Annotated in this window: 12 protein-coding genes; 1 reads left to right on the top strand and 11 read right to left on the bottom strand. The window is 37.3% G+C overall.

What is annotated here, in order from left to right; translation table 11 throughout:
• Positions 1-90 precede the first annotated feature (90 nt).
• On the top strand, positions 91-852 hold the full coding sequence (locus L641_RS0122075; RefSeq protein WP_024600859.1) for an IS5 family transposase: 762 nt from the start codon (positions 91-93) through the stop codon (positions 850-852).
• On the opposite strand, the gene L641_RS0122070 is transcribed toward L641_RS0122075, so the two are convergent.
• The 11 genes from L641_RS0122070 to L641_RS0122020 form a co-directional block, all read right to left on the bottom strand.
• On the bottom strand, positions 821-1,483 hold the full coding sequence (locus L641_RS0122070) for a dynamin family protein (protein WP_024603153.1): 663 nt from the start codon (positions 1,481-1,483) through the stop codon (positions 821-823). The two genes, L641_RS0122075 and L641_RS0122070, sit on opposite strands and share 32 nt — an antisense overlap.
• Before the next feature lie 105 nt (positions 1,484-1,588).
• Complete coding sequence (locus L641_RS22575; RefSeq protein ID WP_158000856.1) at positions 1,589-2,401, bottom strand: biotin/lipoyl-containing protein; 813 nt, start codon at positions 2,399-2,401, stop codon at positions 1,589-1,591.
• On the bottom strand, positions 2,343-2,774 hold the full coding sequence (locus L641_RS0122060) for a hypothetical protein (protein WP_024603151.1): 432 nt from the start codon (positions 2,772-2,774) through the stop codon (positions 2,343-2,345). The genes L641_RS22575 and L641_RS0122060 overlap by 59 nt, the downstream gene beginning before the upstream one ends.
• 138 nt (positions 2,775-2,912) lie before the next feature.
• Positions 2,913-4,115, bottom strand: coding sequence for a TerB family tellurite resistance protein (locus L641_RS0122055; protein WP_024603150.1), 1,203 nt, complete (start codon positions 4,113-4,115; stop codon positions 2,913-2,915).
• 129 nt (positions 4,116-4,244) lie between these two features.
• Positions 4,245-5,975 carry a dynamin family protein gene (locus L641_RS22700; RefSeq protein ID WP_024603149.1) on the bottom strand — a complete coding sequence of 577 codons (1,731 nt, stop codon included), beginning with the start codon at positions 5,973-5,975 and terminating at the stop codon, positions 4,245-4,247.
• Positions 5,975-9,643: a patatin-like phospholipase family protein gene (locus L641_RS0122045; protein WP_024603148.1), complete on the bottom strand. Its 3,669-nt coding sequence runs from the start codon at positions 9,641-9,643 to the stop codon at positions 5,975-5,977. Before L641_RS0122045 ends, L641_RS22700 begins: the two co-directional genes overlap by 1 nt.
• Positions 9,644-9,876: 233 nt before the next feature.
• Entirely contained in the window at positions 9,877-10,971 is a 1,095-nt protein-coding gene (locus L641_RS0122040; RefSeq protein ID WP_024603147.1) for a hypothetical protein, read from the bottom strand.
• 62 nt (positions 10,972-11,033) lie between these two features.
• Positions 11,034-11,471, bottom strand: a complete 438-nt coding sequence (locus tag L641_RS0122035) for a hypothetical protein (RefSeq protein ID WP_024603146.1) — start codon at positions 11,469-11,471, stop codon at positions 11,034-11,036.
• A gap of 44 nt (positions 11,472-11,515) precedes the next feature.
• Positions 11,516-12,208 carry a hypothetical protein gene (locus tag L641_RS0122030; RefSeq protein ID WP_024603145.1) on the bottom strand — a complete coding sequence of 231 codons (693 nt, stop codon included), beginning with the start codon at positions 12,206-12,208 and terminating at the stop codon, positions 11,516-11,518.
• A gap of 10 nt (positions 12,209-12,218) precedes the next feature.
• Complete coding sequence (locus tag L641_RS0122025) at positions 12,219-15,242, bottom strand: DEAD/DEAH box helicase (protein ID WP_024603144.1); 3,024 nt, start codon at positions 15,240-15,242, stop codon at positions 12,219-12,221.
• An 18-nt stretch (positions 15,243-15,260) separates the two neighbouring features.
• On the bottom strand, positions 15,261-16,979 hold the full coding sequence (locus L641_RS0122020) for an EH signature domain-containing protein (protein ID WP_024603143.1): 1,719 nt from the start codon (positions 16,977-16,979) through the stop codon (positions 15,261-15,263).
• Position 16,980 lies beyond the last annotated feature (1 nt).

Below are 16,980 nucleotides of genomic sequence, written 5' to 3'. Positions count from 1 at the left end.
TAGGGCGTGTTGATCTTTGTGGTATGAAAAACAAACAGCATGAAGATAAGGTATAATTGAATTCGCCAGAAAACTTTACACCGAACCTACATGCCAAGATTAATGCTAACAGACGGGACATGGAATGTCTTATCAAAAGTAATGTACTTAAGTGGTCGAATTTATAATAAGCCCGACCATAGAAAAACGCTCGAAGGCATACTGTATAAGATGCGCACAGGTATTCCATGGCGAGATTTACCTTCTGATTTTGGCCGTTGGAGTGCTATCTACAGACGGTTTAATTTATGGTCCAAAAAAGGGATTTTGAATGAACTGTTTCGCGCATTATCTCGTGATGCGGACATGGATTGGGTCTTCATTGATGGCAGTATTGTCAGGGCTCATCAACATAGTTGCGGTGCAAGAACTGCTGACAATGAATCAATTGGAAAGAGCCGAGGTGGAAATTCTACGAAAATTCATCTTGCAGTCGATAGCGGAGGGTTGCCTGTTTATTATGAATTATCCTGTGGAAATACGCATGATATCGTCCATGCAGAGTCACTCGTAGCTAATTGCCCAACAAGTAATATGGTTGTCGCAGATAAAGGCTACGACAGTGAAAAACTGAGAGCGTTTGTTCGTGATAATAACGCTACACCCGTTATTCCACGTAAGGGCAACAGTTTAGTAGGCAATGAAGATATTGACTGGTGCATGTATAAATATCGGCACTTGGTTGAGAATGCATTTGGCCGTATTAAGCAATATAGAGGGATAGCCACGCGGTATGAAAAGCTTGAACGAAATTATCATTCAATGCTCGCTTTAGCATTTACTATGATGTGGCTACCAATGTGGGCTGATTGATATATGTACTACAAAGATCAACAGCCCCTAGTTTATCAACTAATTCATCATTATTATTTACTTGATCAAGCGATATGGTTGTATCTAAATACTGCGCAACGTTTAGCCCTGAACTTTTAACCATATTTAAAAGCTCAATACTGGCTTTTTCTTCATCAGATATAACAGGCTTAGCGGGTGAAGGAATAAAAACGCCCTGCTTTTGCGATATTGCCTTATTGGCTTGATATTCAAGAAATGCGTTTTCGTAACTTGCTTGTTTAGTGAATGCTTTATCCGCTAAGTTTTTAACTTTACCCCACTCATTTTTGCTATAAAACTCAACCAGTGCTTTTGGCCGCTGTGCATAGCAAATTTTAGTTAGCGCAGCCGTCATAGGTGTTGCAGCCTTTGGGAGCACGTCTTGCCCATTAAATAACAAACTATTTAAAAACGAAGACTTACCCCGTTTTATTTGGCCGATTATACCAATACGCAGCAACCTATTTTCGTTTTGTGTATGTAGTGCATCGTTTTTAAAATTACTAGCTAATGCTTGTAACTCAGCCAGTAAATTTGCATCTAGTGAGCTGCCTAATAACTCATAACCTTTACTTATTTTTAATAGGCTTGATGACTGTTCTTCAATCATTTTTAATTCCTTTTACTGATAAGATCAAACGTTAATTTATAGTTTTAACTACTTTATTCACTTATATAGCACTGCAATATGGCAACCATTACACTGGTATAGCTTTTAACTCGTCAACTCTAACAAATCGATAAATGTATCCAAAAGTTTCCCCGCAGCTAAAGGCTCTTGCGAATGACTAAATTCATACAGATAAAATGCATTAGCCTCTTGATCGAAAGCAAAGAAAGTATCATCTAGCTTAAATAGCATCTGTTCTTTCTCATAGTTATTTACTTTTTTTAAGATAAAAACCCCACTGTCTTGGTTAATATTATCACCAACTTTTACAAGGGCACTTTCAACAGTGCCACATTTAGTGCTAGTAACTTCTATTGATACCTTGCCTAATTCTACAGTGCAAACAGGGTCGTTTTCTTTAATTTTATCGCCTGAGTTTATTAACATCTCAGTGACTTTACCGCTTTCCCCATTTAAATTAGGACAAGTAACAATTTCTGCCGGTTCAAAATTTAAAAGAGCTTTAAGATAAACATTATTATTATTTACCCTAATAGTTCCCCGATCCAGCTGTAATTGTAGCCAAGGGAGTGCTAGCTCATGAGATATTGATGATTCAGTTACTGCTTGATCAAAGTAATACCATCTAGTTCTCTCACAGCTAGTATCACCTATGGCTCTTGACTTTATTACTTCCAATAACCTAGATTTTTGAATACTTCGAGTCTCTGCTATTAGCTCTTCAAACTCAATTTTGTGATATACAAGCAAATGCTTAAAGTGATCAGGGTTTAATAAATGGGAGCTAAAATATAATGCACTTTCTTGCCAGTTCCGGTTTTTAATATGGCAAAATAAGTCAAATATATCTTGTTGAGTGCCTTTTAATATTTCTAGCTGGTGTGCTATTGCGTTCACTAAAGGCATTTCTTTTTCCGTGTACTTGGTTATCACGTCGGGTCATCATTAGCGCATCAAATAAAAATAATTGTGCTAATGGTTTACGCCTATAGTATGCAACAAATGCTTGAATGATTGCTTTGTCTGGCGCTTTAGCAAAATCAACCACATCATCTAAAACAGAGTTATCGAGTGAGAATGAGTTTATTAAAATTTGTAAATACTCAACCTCGGTGTCATGAATGTCATTATCTGCATTCATCACTAAGGCTAAACCTTGCAAATACAATAACTGCCCTTCAATCCCTTGCTGTGCAATTGGGTGGTTTTCAAAAGCACTAGGCTCTTTTGTCGCTTCCATAAAAGTGGCAAGCATGTCTAAATTTGTCATTGCAGCTTTTCGATTCAGGTAATTTCGTTTATTTGAGGTAAATGAGTCTTTACCTCACAGGAGATAAGTATTTTATCTTTATAGCAAAATTATATTCGCTTAATAAAAGATGACATAACTCTTTAATTACGAAGTAAATTACTGAACTTTTAATCCATTTAGGAATATTTCTTCCCAGTTGCAAGGCACTAATGTACACCTTTGAAATCTTGTTTTACCAACATCATAGTCATACCCAACATAATTACCTGATACTACCCACTCATCGCTAGTTATAAGCCTGCGACTCTCGCCTTGCCCACTTGAAACTTGAAATATCCATAAATCGTCATTTACAAGGCAAACGTTAATCATCATGTCGTCGATACTAACATCATGACTTATTGCTGTTACGGAATTACCTGAAACAGACATGCGCACGATTTCTTTCCCGTACAATGTCTCTATAGCTTCTGCCATCTCTATTTGATCACCGAGGTTTTCGATCAACAATGTTGTTATATTATTATTACTTATTTCTGTATTACCCTCACTGTACAAAGCTAATGTCTCTTTACTCCAAGTAAGGCCAATGTCGCTAAGCTTAATTTTTTTCTCTTCATCATTATGTAAAGTTAGAATATCATTTACTACGATGGCATTACCTCTATCAAGTTCTGCCTGCAATAAAGGCATTACCACTTCTTGATCTAATATTGGTTTTATATTTTCACCAACTTTAGCAGAAGGGATTTTTCCACTCATTACTTGCAGCAACCGCTTCGTTCTGATCTCAGCGGTTTCTTCCATTAACGCATCAAATTCAATTTCATGATAGGCAAGTAGGTGTTTAAAGTGATCTGGGTTTAGTAAATGGGAGCTGAAATATAATGCGCTTTCTTGCCAGTTACGGTTTTTAATATGGCAGAATAAATCGAATATGTCTTGTTGGGTGCCTTTTAGTATTTCGAGCTGGTCGGCTATTTTGTCTACAACGGCTTTTTCTTTGTCTTCTACTTTGCCATCGCGGCGGGTCATCATTAGGGCGTCGAACAAAAACAATTGCGCAACGGGCCGACGGCGAAAAGTACGGAAAAACGCTTGTACTGTGTCTTTATCTGGGGCTTTTGCAAACGTTACCATGTCGTCTAGTATTGACTCATCAAGGCTCATTGATTTTATAAGTATACGAATATATTCTTTTTCGGTGTCGTCAATGTGGCCGTCAGCATTCATAACAAGTGCTAAGCCATTTAAGTATAATAGCTGCTCTTCCATGGTGAAATCAGCCGCTGGGTGGCCTTCAAATGCATCGGCTTCTTTTGTTGCATCGTTTATAACGTCTAAAATATCAAAATCCATCTTACTTCCTTTTTTTATAAGTAATTGTGTGTTGCTAATTTAAGTTTAATTAACACGCTTTTGTTGTTAAGCCTTTGATCTGTTTATATCTAAGCCATATATATAAATCTATATCTTAATTATTCAAAATTATGCCGAGGCTATATCGACTGTAATGCTCGCTTTTTTATCGTTTACTATGTGAACTTTCACACGCTGGCCTTCACTAAAATAATCACTAATTACAGCATCACCCAACTGGGCTTTTATTTTTTGTTTAGTAATAATGATGTCGAAATCGGTTGGTACCTTTTCTTCTATTTTAATGTGCACGCCCACTGCACTTAACTTAATTACTCGCCCTTGCAACGCGGTTATATCAGCAATAGCCGACAGTTGTTTAATACTGCCTTGTACTAGCGCTTCAAATACTAATGACTGTTTGGGTATATTATTGTTACCAAGTGAGCAAGTCGTATTACTTGAGCTCAATGCGACAGAGCTTGGCTGCATGGTTGTTTTTACATTTAGCAACTCGCATAACTGCGTTATTTGCTCTTGTAATTGCTGCTGTATTTTAAGGGCAACTTGCTTTTGTGTTGCTAAGGCATTTAACTGCGCTTTTGTTTTGTTGCTTATATCGTCTAAATGTTGTTTGTTTTTATCGGATATAGTCTCACCAAAAATAAGTTCTTTAATCGTACCATTTGTTAAGCTATGAATTTGACGAGTAGAATCATAAAAATTTATATAGCTCTTAAATATTTGCTCTGCTTGCCATAAAACAATCGAGCCATTTTTACCTTTACTCACGGTTTGTAATAAATCAGTTAGTACGGTTTGGGAGCTTGAAAACTCTTTATTTAACTGCGCTGAGTACCCTATTACGTCTAAAAAATTAATTTCAGCTCGTTGTAAGTCTTGTTTTGCTGTATTAATAATTTGTTGTATTTGTGACTCTGGCTTTTTATCCGCTTTACTAATCACCACTAATACAGGCTGAGTTAGCTCTAAGCTTTTTAAAAATTCAATATCTTGCTGTGGCACAGTGCCATTTTGCTGATCGACCAACCAAATTAAATAGTCTGCACTGCGTAAATGCTCACGAGCAATGTTTTCGTCGGTATTGTTTTGTGTGTTAATTATATCGTCGGCTTTGCTGTAACCTGGGGTATCTAAAAACACGAGGTTAGGGTATTTAAAGTCTTCTCGTTCAACTGATATTAGCTGTAGTAAATGGCTAAAGGTTACGCCAAAATGCTCATTAAATGCATGACATATAGCTTTTAATGCTTCTTCATCTATTGCTGTTTTTTTACGATAAAAATTAAGTGCACTTATTGCATTTTGCTCACCTAACGACAGATAAGTAGGAATAGATGTAGTGGGTGTTGTGTCTGTTGGCAGCAACGAGGGGCACCCTAATACGGAGTTTAAGAAGCGCGATTTACCTGCACTAAATGAGCCACCAACTGCAACGGTATAGTATTTTTCAAGATGCGGAAAAGCAGCAATTTCATTTAGCTGTTTTTCAAGCAATAACAATTGAGCATAAGTATACGCCCCCGTGGTGTTATCGTCTTGTTTAGCAAGCTGTAAAAATTCATGTTCAATCGTGTGTTTAATTTCGGCTAATAAACGGGCAACAGAGGTGTTGCTATCGCCATTCGCAATTAATTGAGCACATAAACTTAATCCCTTTTCGCTTTCGTATAAATATTGATTTACCCCCTCTGGTTTTTTATTTTGAAATGAGGCTTGTGTTTGAGCTGATTGCTCATTTGCATTACTACTTCCACTGTTACTTATACCACTATTTTCATTATTACTTTTATCAAGGTGGCCATTCATTAAGCTGTCAAAATCTAAATCATTACTCACTAGCTAGCTTCCTTTATAGCATCGGTTTTTATTTGTGCGGGTTGATTAGTTTGCTGAATTTGAATTAAAGCGTTATCGAACTTTAACTGCTGCTCGTTAAACGCGTCTTCGTTTTGCTGCAATTGTTGTTTAAGCTGTTCAATACTCTGATTGAAGTCGTGTTGCTCTTGCTCAAATGAGCTTAAAACGGCTTGTTTTATTTTTATTACCGCTGTATTTAGCTGTTGTGTGCAATGCTCTACCGCCATATTAACGGCTTGAGGAATAACTTGCTCACGCACTTGTGATTCTATTAGTTGCTCGCGCTCTTCTGCGTTATCTTTTCGACCCAATAACCCCCCAATAATACCAGAGACAATTCCACCTAGAGGGCCTAAAATAACTACAGCGACTCCTGCCGCTACCGCTGCATACGTTGCTGAAAAGGCTTCTTTTTGCTCTGCTGGTACATTAAGTGTAATTTGTACATCGCTATGTTGTTGCTCGCTTATGATATCGAGTTTTTTATCTAACTTTTGTAATTCTTGCTTTACTAAGTTATCAACACCTTGTTGTAAAACGGGCCTTAGTAGGTCATTTATTTTTTGTGATACTTGATTCGATTTAGCCGCACTGACTAAAACTGATACCGATGAGCCTAACACATGTTGAGAGCGCTGAATTAACTGCTCTTTTCCTACGCTACATAGGTTATATTCAAGATCGTTAAGTGACGCATGAAGTTTTTTTTCTACAGAGCTAAATGCATTTTGGGATTTATTTATTTGTTCTTGAATTTGGGCTTCAGTTGACTGGCTAGATTTTTTTAGGCCATTTATGGCGCTGGTTATATGCTCTGTTAACTTAGCTAGTTGCTGTGAATAACGCTTACAAAGTAATGTATCAAACTGATTTAATGCAGTGTCTACTGCATTGTCAAAATCAATTATATTTTTGTTAGTACCTAAATTTTCGATATGGCCAATCGTTATATCGCTTTCTAATGCTTCGGTTAAATACGCTTGCAGCTGACTCTTAACCGCTAACAATTTACTACTTGGCAGACGGTTAGATTTAGACACAATATGAGCAATGTCTTTTTCATAATTAAAATTGATTTCTTGCAGTTGATTAATGGCTGTTGCATCAAAGGCCTTTTCTGAGGGGATTAAATTTATAAAATAATCACCACGATCCAAATAACAAGCAATTGCCTTTGAGTGGCCAGCATTATTTGATGCAAAACCCGGCATATCCACCAGCACTAAATTAGGACGGTTCTTAAGCTTTTGGTTATTAATAAAAACCTGAATGTAGAATATATTCTCATCAACTTTTAAGTTTTTTAACTCGCTTAATGCTTTTCGCTCACTCAGCTTACTATCAATATAATTAATTATGATGTGCTCGTCTTCGCTATAACTTAGCTCTGTAGCAACCGCTGTTTCAGGGTTTATATCGCATTTAAGATAGTCATGCCCTAAGTAATTATTAAGTAGTGAACTTTTACCAGCTGAAAATTGGCCGATTACGGGCACGATAACTTTAAATTGTTCAATTTTATTTTGTAAAAAGGCAAGATCATCACGGATATTTTTATTAATTAAAATATCATCGTTAATTTTTTTATACATAGTAACTTGAGCCAACAATTGAGCTTGCATCGTTGAATGCTCATTAGCTGACAGTAGATTTAAACCTCCCGTATTTGAGTAAGCAGGCGGCCTTTTATCGTTACATTTTAGGCTATGCAATAATTCCAGCCCTAACTCATAACCACTCAATTTATTATTGAGTGCTAAGCCGAGTTGATGTTCAATGGTTTGATTTATTTCTTCAGCTGTTGCGTAGTTTTGTGCATCACTTGCTATTTGCAGTCCTTTTAATAAAGGGTGAAACTGCTGATGTTTAGGCGGAACAGGTAAAATGGCGTTTGCTTGTATATTATTTAAAAATAACTTAGCGGAGCTAGGACTAAATAAGCTATATGGTGTTAATAATGTTTGATGCAAGCCAGTATCATGCAATAAATTTATGTAGCAACTGAGTTCACTATTAGACCATTCGCGCCCTAAATCATTATAAAAACCCAAGGTTACACTAATTAATAATTCACTTGGTTGCAGTGTATTTAAACTGATGCATTTTGATTTTGTATTGTTATACCAATTATTTACTAATTGACTTCGTTCTAGGTTATCAATTCTATTTTCAAGTTGGTTGAATCTAACATCGCATTGATGAGCTAATGCTTCTATTCCTTGCTTCATTAATGCAACTGATTGAAAAACATTTTGTTCTAGTTTTTTAACGCTGCCATATAACACATTAACCTGAGTCATCAGGTAGTTTGTTTTGTTAGCAAGGGAAACCATCGCTTCCATTGTTAGTACTTGTTTATGGTTGAGCTTTTGAATGAGTAATTGGCTTGAATATATAGCTCGATTTAAATCATAGTTAATACCCGCTTGTAACTTAGCATTGCTCCCCGAGACCGAGCCGAGAACTCGACTTACATAGCTTTGCTCAAGCTGCGCGTTTATACGCCCCTCGGTAGAGGCTAGTGTTGTAATTGTATTAAAGGCATGTTCAAGTAATTCATTAGAGTTATCAGCAAATTCATCTATCAAGCTATCAACATTTTGATTCGCTATCTCTCGCTCTTGCTGATTTAACGTATGGGCAAGTTCGCTTAATACATCTTCTAATGAATCTGGAGATGTTAGCTGCTTAGAATCTAAAGCTCTTTCATCACGCAACCGTTGGTTTACTAATATCTGATCGTTGAATTGTGTGTTTGAGGCTGCAAACTCAAAAGCGGCCTGCATAAAGCGAGCTTCATCATCCATAAAAGGCTTAAATTGCTTAAGAATTTTAGCCGTGTCGCTATAACCTAATTCAATAAGGTTAGCCGCATTTTCTTTTGTAAAATTAAGCGGCTCAATTAAGCCTGCGAATGCTTGCGACGGAACAATATTCCAAAAACTAACCCCAGGATACTGCTTACTTGCAGTAACAGTATCAGCTTGGCGATCCAAGTAAATATTAATAATGTGAGTGCAGTTGTGCTGCTCAATTAGTGGTTTGTAAGGTGTGTTATCGCTGTATAAAGGAAGTACGCCTCCGTCAACATAATTTGTGCCGTCTATCTCAACGGCTTTAAAAACAGCGGGTATCGCAGAGGTTGCCAGTAGCCACTTTTTTTTGTTTTCATCGCTTAATGAGTTTAACTGAGGATAGACTAGATCGCCATTTTTAGCTGTTAATGCACATAAATGCAGCGGTAAATTATTACTGTCGATAGAATTGCAAACATTGCTTTGGTAAATAAGGTCAGCAAGTCCATCTTGTGAAAAAGCCCCTGCACCACCTAATAAAGAGCTAAGCGTCATCAATGCTTTAGGTGCAACACCCGGTAAATAAGCTCCAGCTGCGAACTTAGATACAGCAATAGCTATATCTTCTGCTTTAAGTGTTAAGACCTTGCTTGGTGCAATATCAAGCCATAACTGCTCAGCGGAGCAGTAATCACCTGCTGTAAATAAAGAAGCATTTAAGCCACCAACAGAAGTACCCGCAACTGCTTCAACGTTTTTGGCTATACCAAACTCATTTAGTGCCTTCCAAACGCCTATTTCGTATGCGCCTTTACCACCACCGCCAGAAAAAACCAAACCTAATTTAGTCATAAATATCCTTTTCAATTAATGATTAACCTTTAAAAGTTAACCACTTAACCCCCTTAACTTAAGCTAATAGACCACTTAAAGCATTTCAAGGTGTTTTTAGTTACACCTGTTAATAGCTGAGCACTAATGGCATGATCACGGGTACTCAAATTACATTCAAGTAATATAACAATACTGACGAGAAATAAATTTTTACAAGCTTGTGATTTCGACTGTTACACTTTTTGTTTGATCTATGCCTTGAGATTATCCTTGAGCGCTTTAACTAATCGTTTTGCCTTATCGCTTTCAATCGAACAACTTGTTGTATACGGATGGTGAATATTAAATTGGTTTCTTGCATCTGCGGGAGTAATTGAACCACTAAAATTGTCGTCAGTTGTACACTGCCATTTAACATTTAACCTGTGAAGATGATACTCAGATACAGGATCATTCACAATTGGCTGGTTTAACAACTTATAAGTTGACGAGGAGCTTTTTGGAATTTCAGCAACACCAATAGCACCATAGCCATTAGCATAAGCTATTAAAACATCTCCAGGTATAAAGCTATTAAGTAACCTATCCCCTTTGTCGCCCTCTGCTCCATCAAACCCAGCAGAAACAACGGACTTTTCTTTCAAGTAAGCCCAGTTTTTAGGTTCTGTAGTGCCAATATTGTACCAAAAATACTTTGGCTCACGCTCCATTGGACTAAACTCTAGTGGAAAGGTAGACTCTGGAGAACGGTCAAATACAACCGAAAAATCAATATATTGTGTTCCATCGCTATGCTTTGAAACACTATATTGAACGCACTTAAAACCAACGCCTTTATCTGAAAGCCATTCCCCCATCGAAAACAACGTACGATCAAATTTATTCGCAATTAAAATGATACGATTCTTTGTATTTATTTTTTCTCTGTCAATTTCTGCTGAATCTATAAAAGATTCTACAGACTCAACATATGATTCATTAACTAACTTTTTATTTTTTATAAATTTTTCGCCTTTGAAGCGAGCAATATGAGCAAGGTATTGCAATGCTTGCGTATCCACCCCCAAACAACCAAGGTCTTTTTTCAACTCAATAACTACGCCATTCCCATTTTTATCAAGTGCTAAAACATCAAGCCTTTTACCATTAGCAATTTTAACTTGGTTTTTCAGTAGAATAAGCTCTTCTCCAAAAATACCTTCATTCAGTAATTGAGTTGTACCGTTATTATTATCATTTCTTTGGTTTTCCATTATAAGTTGCTCAAGTTCAAGCTCCCCCATACTTTGCGAGTTAACAGCTTCTAATACTTGCTTATTATCTTTTGAGATTATTTTGAATAACATATTTCGTCCTAATTCTATTCATGAAACTTTAGGTACATAGACTTTTTTGATGAAAATTTTACTTAACTTTTGCAATTAATCATATAAAACTCAAAGCTCGGTTGCTGCTCGTTTAAATCGGTGCAAACACCCGCTGATACATATAAGCATCCGTTACCCACTAAAAGTTTATCGAGCTCTGATATGTATTGAGAGTAGCTATCGAAAAGGTTTACTTCTGTGGCTAGCTTTTTATATCCAAGTAATGATGTTGGTTTACATTCACTCGATTTCACAAATTCGGTTAATGCTTGTTGAGTTGTAAAAATTTTAAAGCCGTTTCTACATTCATTTAAAGAAGCTAATAAGTCTGCAAAATCGAGTTCAACAAATGTAGACTCTTCCATTATTTTTATAAAGGTAGCAATCAACTCATCTGAGTAAACATCACCAAAATTATTTTTGATTTCACCTGATATTTCGTTATTTATCTCAGCTGAAAATGGTTGGTAATCTTTCAAAATAAAACCTCTTTTATTGATGAGTTTAAAGTATTAACCAGCTCTTATTTTTTATGGTAATCACTAAAATTAATGATATTACTGTTATCAACTATTTCGTTTGATGACTCATCATCATGTTGTTGAGCAGTAATCAGCGATTGGCAATAAGTGAGTAGGCGCTCTATGGGTATGAACTTCTCTTTGCGGCCAGTAGTTTTATTAGTAATACGTTTAGGTTGGGTGTTTAAGTAAATAGCTAACTCAATGGCAAGGGCTTTAGGTAAATTATAAAGTCCCTCTTCCTCTAGTGTTTGGGTAACCCAAAGTGCAGCGTCGCTAATATGCCCGCTTATACTTAAATCGGTGTTTTTAACCCAGTGCGGCGTGAATTCTATTTTAGCGAGTTCACTTAACAGCACCGCTATATCGCTGCGTGGTATTAACTGATACACCTCAAGTGTTTGTGCCATCATTAATTGCCACTCATATTCTAAGCGCTGAGTTAACTCTCCTTGCGATAGCTTTAAACTAACCGGTATAAAAAACGTAAAGCGGCTATTAGCCTCACAAACTATGATTGTTTTTTCACGAGATTTATATCTATTATCAATAATCTGTAATTGCCAGTTAAAACAATGACTATCGCTAATGAGGGTATTTACCCCCGCTTGTTTACCTGGTTCATTAGGCAAACGAGGTAAATCAGCTTTTAGGTATTTATTAAGTGCGTTTGAGGCGCTTAGCTGGAGTTTCATAGATTTAACCTCATAACCCCATTGACGACATTAGTTCATGCTCACTCACCACTTCAGGGGTTACTACTGCATCTCTTAGCATTGTTTTCTTTGCAAGTAGCTTGTCTAGGTTCACATCAAACGAATCATATTCTGGATGTAAAAGGCAGGGTAAGTGAATAAACACAGGCTTTTTTTGACCAATACGATAAACACGGTCGGTAGCTTGCGCCTCTTTTGCTGGATTCCAATGGCGCTCTAAGTGCACTACGTGATTTGCACCAATAACTGTTAGGCCAACGCCTGCCGCAACAGGCGACATAATAATAATATTAAAGCCGTCTTTGGCTTCAAAGTCGGTGATCATCCCTTTACGAGAGAGCTGTTCTTTCTTAGTTGCCATCGCTTTACTATCACCATTAATAACATGGATGTTTAGCTCATAAATTTTATCTAGGCATATTTTAAGAACAGCTTGAAGTTTTTTGGTTGTTGCAAAAATTATTACCTTCTCTTTTTTGTTTTTTATATCTGACAATATATCTAACAACATGCGCAACTTTTCAGACTCTTGTAAATTACGCTGAGCATCTTTTGCATTATTAGGTGGCTGTTTAAAAACCTCATCAAGCCTTGGATGCAAACTAACAGCCCTTAATTGCTGTAACACAGTTAAAGCATGGCCGCCGCCCTGCTCTTTCGCTTTTTCAGCTCTATAATCTTCAACAATTTGGTTGTAGCCAAGTAATTGTCCGCCGGTCATATTACGAGCGAGTTCAGGTGCAAATGCCATATTGTCGGCTAAATCTTTATGAATGCCTGTTTTTATTGTTTTAGTCGGCATTCCGGTTAGTTCGTCTTCCTTGGTTCGACGTAACATAAACTGGCCTGCAGCATTACGTAAGTCGTTGCCAACGTCTAAACGTACCTCTGCTTTTTCTTCTTCATTAGCACTGCTTATTGGCTTGATCCAGCGTTCTCTAAAATAGCCCCAATCGCCTAATAACCCTGGTTGTGCTGTATCCATTAAGCACCAAAACTCACTTAAGCTATTTTCAACAGGGGTGCCTGTTGCCAATAACTTAAAATCAGCTTTTAAGCCTTTAGCTGCCCGAGTGGCTTGGGTATTCGGGTTTTTAATATTCTGAGCTTCATCAAATACCACCACCCCCCAATCAATTACGCATAGTGAAAACTGATAGTCTCGAAGTGTTTGGTAGGTAGTAATAACAACACGTCTATCCATGTCCAAGCGCTTTGTAGCTGCATCAGCTCCAACATGTAAAGCGTAACGAATAGATTCGTGATCTGCATGAGAGTCATCGATAACTGTGGCCAGCTGCATAGACTCTCTTTCAGCACCTTTAACTCTAAACTCTTTTAAATCTCTTGCTGACTGTAATACCTTAATATCCCTAAATGGCGACTCATTAAAAGTAGCATCAACCTCTTGTTCCCAGTTTTCTAATAAGCTAAGCGGTGCAACTATTAATATAGGCTTTTCTGATTTATTATTTTGCCTTTGTATCGTCAGGTACTCAGCCATCATTACCAGCGTCATATAGGTTTTACCTAGCCCCATATCATCCGCTAACAAAGCCCCCTGCACTCGATACATATCATCATAGTTATCTAGCTGCGCTGATTTGAGCAACGACAGCATCCAACTAATGCCGGACTCTTGGTGAGGAAAAGGTGTTCTTGCTAAATTAGTTCTGTCAAAGGTAATACTTTTATTAAGCTGCGAAACTTTATTAACGATATCTTTATTATGTTCTTCGGTGTCTTTAAGCAATAAAGAAACTTGTTCTTTTTTAACCGGCAAATCATCAGTATCAGATATATCCGTTTCATTGGATGGATTTGCCAAATTTTCCCTTACCTCTGCGAGTGTTTCAGTTACGCGCTGCTCATCGCGTATATCAATTGACTCATCATCAACAAAGACACTATCAGCATTTTGCCCTTTAGCTTGCTGGTAGCTTTGCTCAAACGATACAACGTCTTCCTCGCACTCAAGCAACTTTACCAATCGCTCTGGTGGTTCACTGTCTGTGTTAGTCGAAAACCAGCCATTGCTACCGTCACTGTCTTGACCAAAAGGAATGTGTACCATTTTGCCAATACCAGCAACTCTGAGAGAAAACCCAAGATCGAGGTTTAAAATAGATGCATCTAAAAAAGCTGAAGGGGTTTTAATAAATTCTGCCACTTTGTGTGCAGGAATGGTTCTATTTTGCAGTACTTCTTTAACTGCCTGTTTTTTATCGTCAGTCAGTAAAACAATGCGATCTTTTATTCGCATTACTTGCCCGTCGCCCTGGAGCTGAGCTAAACGATTTTGTAAGTCGTCGGATGAAGAGCCATCACCAAAGCTTGGGCTAAGCTCTAAACTACCATCAGCCCTTTGGTTTGCAGTTACTGTGATGTGTTCTGGTTGTACTAAATCAAACTTATCAAAATGTTTTAAATCTAGTTTTAACCCATCTTTAACTGCTTGCTGTAACTTAGCAACTGCCAACACATTATTTAGCTCAGTGCGGTCATCGGGCGTAAGCGACGAATGTTTTTCTACGGCTAAAACAGCATTAAGCTGCTCTGGCGTCATTAAATATTGTGTTTGCTCACTAAAAAAAAGTATCGGTCCTTTTCTTTTTACTGGGTATTTTTGATTTTCTAGCTTTGCAAACAACTGCAGCGTAAAACTACTTTTAGTTGTTCTACCTTGAATATCAACATCAAAGTCGTTGTTAAAAAAAGGCGGTAACCCTAAAACGTCTGTATCTTCGGGGTCTAATAAACATGCTTGTTCGCTGTCTAGTCTAAAGCCATTGGGTATAAGCTGTGCAATATCTCGCTCTTGTAGCATTTTAAGTACAACATGCTGAATAAGCTGGCTACCTCCGCCCTCACCTTTGTTAAGGCAATGGAATGAAGCTTCATCAGTGGCAAAATTAACGCCGTATGAGTCATAGACTAGAGAGTATTTATCGTCCGCTAAATGACTATTTTTATTATTAGGCAAAAGCCCTTTTATCAAACTAACAAGTGACATATTTTTATTAATTCCTTTTTAAATGCTCGAAGTACTATCTACTAACTTCCATTTAAAGTCTTCATCTCTACTTACTTTGTTCTCTAAACGCATTTTATTAAGTTTTTTATGTACTGTTTCGTGGCCAGCAGTAAAGTTGAAGTCTGTACTTAATACTTTAGCCAAATCTTTAGATAGCAATTGTGGATAAACTTTTAAAGCATTTATCAAGCAATCTTCTAGCATACTGTTTTCCAGAACTGCCTTATTGACTACAGGCAGTCCATAACGATTTATATACCTAATGTATTCATCTTTATAAAACAACTTTTCTAAATCGAGCTCAACACCGTTCTCTGTTAAAAACTCTATCGCTCTGTTTTGCCAAGTCGTAGGCGAATGAGTTATATCTTTATAGTTGCTGTTAGGATAAGTATTCCTAAATTCTCGTGGAAAGCGATGTATTAAATCAGAACGAGTAAATTCACTGAGAGAATAATCTATTAGCTTTTCACTCGGAAGCCCCATGTATATCCAGAGTTTAAACTCATGTGAACCTTCTACTATGTGAAAGTCTCCACAATCTAAATAGATAATAGAAGTATGAGTTTCTTGGGAGCCACTTAAATTTATATAATTGATATTTAAGTTATTACCCAATACAGTCTTTACTGTCTTCGCAGCATTATTACCAAGCATCAAGCGGGTGTTTCGTACAAACCCATGTTCATAAAGCCCTTCTAAAAAGCGCTTACGAGCAGGGAACATTCTATTTAGCGCTTCATCACCGGTGTAATTTGCGTACTCTTCAATAGCGCCTAAAAATAACCGTAAGTCTTCTTTGGCAAGCCAACTTGTTACTGCTTTCACTCTATTCTCACCAATGGGCTTCCACCACTGGCGGTAATTTGTAGCAGTATTAGCAATACGCGGGTCGCCCGCTAAGTTCAGTACAAAGTTTTGCCATATTTCACTGGGCGCGCCAGCAGAGCGATCAATAATAATTTCAAGCGCTATGTGCCCTATTCGTTTACCTTCTTCAATAGGCATAGTGGCAACGTCATGCTTTAATAGCTCATGCAGTACATCATGTTGCTCACCAACAGGTATTTCTCTTAGCGTATCTAAGTAGTATTGCGCGTGGCAAATATCTAAAAATCGCCCTTGCGGCAGCTCGTTTAAGCGTAGTTTTTTTAATTGTTCGTTTAAGTCTAAATGATTTTGTTTGGCAAGGTTAACCAAAGCCTTAGGAGCGGTTAAATCTAGCAGCCATTTAGCTTGGTTAAGGACCGATAATATTGTGTCGCTTGTATTTTTGCGATCTTTTAAACGTTGCTCTATTTGCTGGTTAAGCCACTGCGTTAATCGGTTAAAAATATTGCCATTAACCAGTGCATCAAAATATCGATAAACCAGTGAGATTAAATTCATTAACGACGACATACCCAGTTTGGGATGTTTAGCTTGTATGTAATCTATTGTTTCTTCGTTTAATGAGGCTTTTCTTACGTCTTCTTTATCAATCCATAACTGAGTTAAAACACGCACGCCTTTTCGCTTAATTAAAATTTGTTTAAGCTTTTCTTTTTGATCGTACATAACGTAGCGATTAACCTGTTGCTCAAGGGCTTTAAACTCTTCGCCTTGCCCTGCACCATCAGCAATTTTTTTTGTTTGTACTGTTAGGCTACTCCACTGTTGTGACATACGCTCCCAGTTAAACTGAGCAAGCTCTGGAATAGGAGGTAAATGCAGCATA

Origin of the sequence: Pseudoalteromonas sp. TB41, assembly GCF_000497975.1 — a bacterium.
Lineage (GTDB): Bacteria > Pseudomonadota > Gammaproteobacteria > Enterobacterales > Alteromonadaceae > Pseudoalteromonas > Pseudoalteromonas tetraodonis.
This window is presented reverse-complemented; position numbering and strand designations above follow the sequence as displayed.

Coding starts and splice junctions, on each gene's coding strand:
- L641_RS0122075 (WP_024600859.1), top strand. CDS start 91: ATGCCAAGATTAATGCTAACAGACGGGACATGGAATGTCTTATCAAAA.
- L641_RS0122070 (WP_024603153.1), bottom strand. CDS start 1,483: ATGATTGAAGAACAGTCATCAAGCCTATTAAAAATAAGTAAAGGTTAT.
- L641_RS0122060 (WP_024603151.1), bottom strand. CDS start 2,774: ATGACAAATTTAGACATGCTTGCCACTTTTATGGAAGCGACAAAAGAG.
- L641_RS0122055 (WP_024603150.1), bottom strand. CDS start 4,115: ATGGATTTTGATATTTTAGACGTTATAAACGATGCAACAAAAGAAGCC.
- L641_RS0122045 (WP_024603148.1), bottom strand. CDS start 9,643: ATGACTAAATTAGGTTTGGTTTTTTCTGGCGGTGGTGGTAAAGGCGCA.
- L641_RS0122040 (WP_024603147.1), bottom strand. CDS start 10,971: ATGTTATTCAAAATAATCTCAAAAGATAATAAGCAAGTATTAGAAGCT.
- L641_RS0122030 (WP_024603145.1), bottom strand. CDS start 12,208: ATGAAACTCCAGCTAAGCGCCTCAAACGCACTTAATAAATACCTAAAA.
- L641_RS0122025 (WP_024603144.1), bottom strand. CDS start 15,242: ATGTCACTTGTTAGTTTGATAAAAGGGCTTTTGCCTAATAATAAAAAT.
- L641_RS0122020 (WP_024603143.1), bottom strand. CDS start 16,979: ATGCTGCATTTACCTCCTATTCCAGAGCTTGCTCAGTTTAACTGGGAG.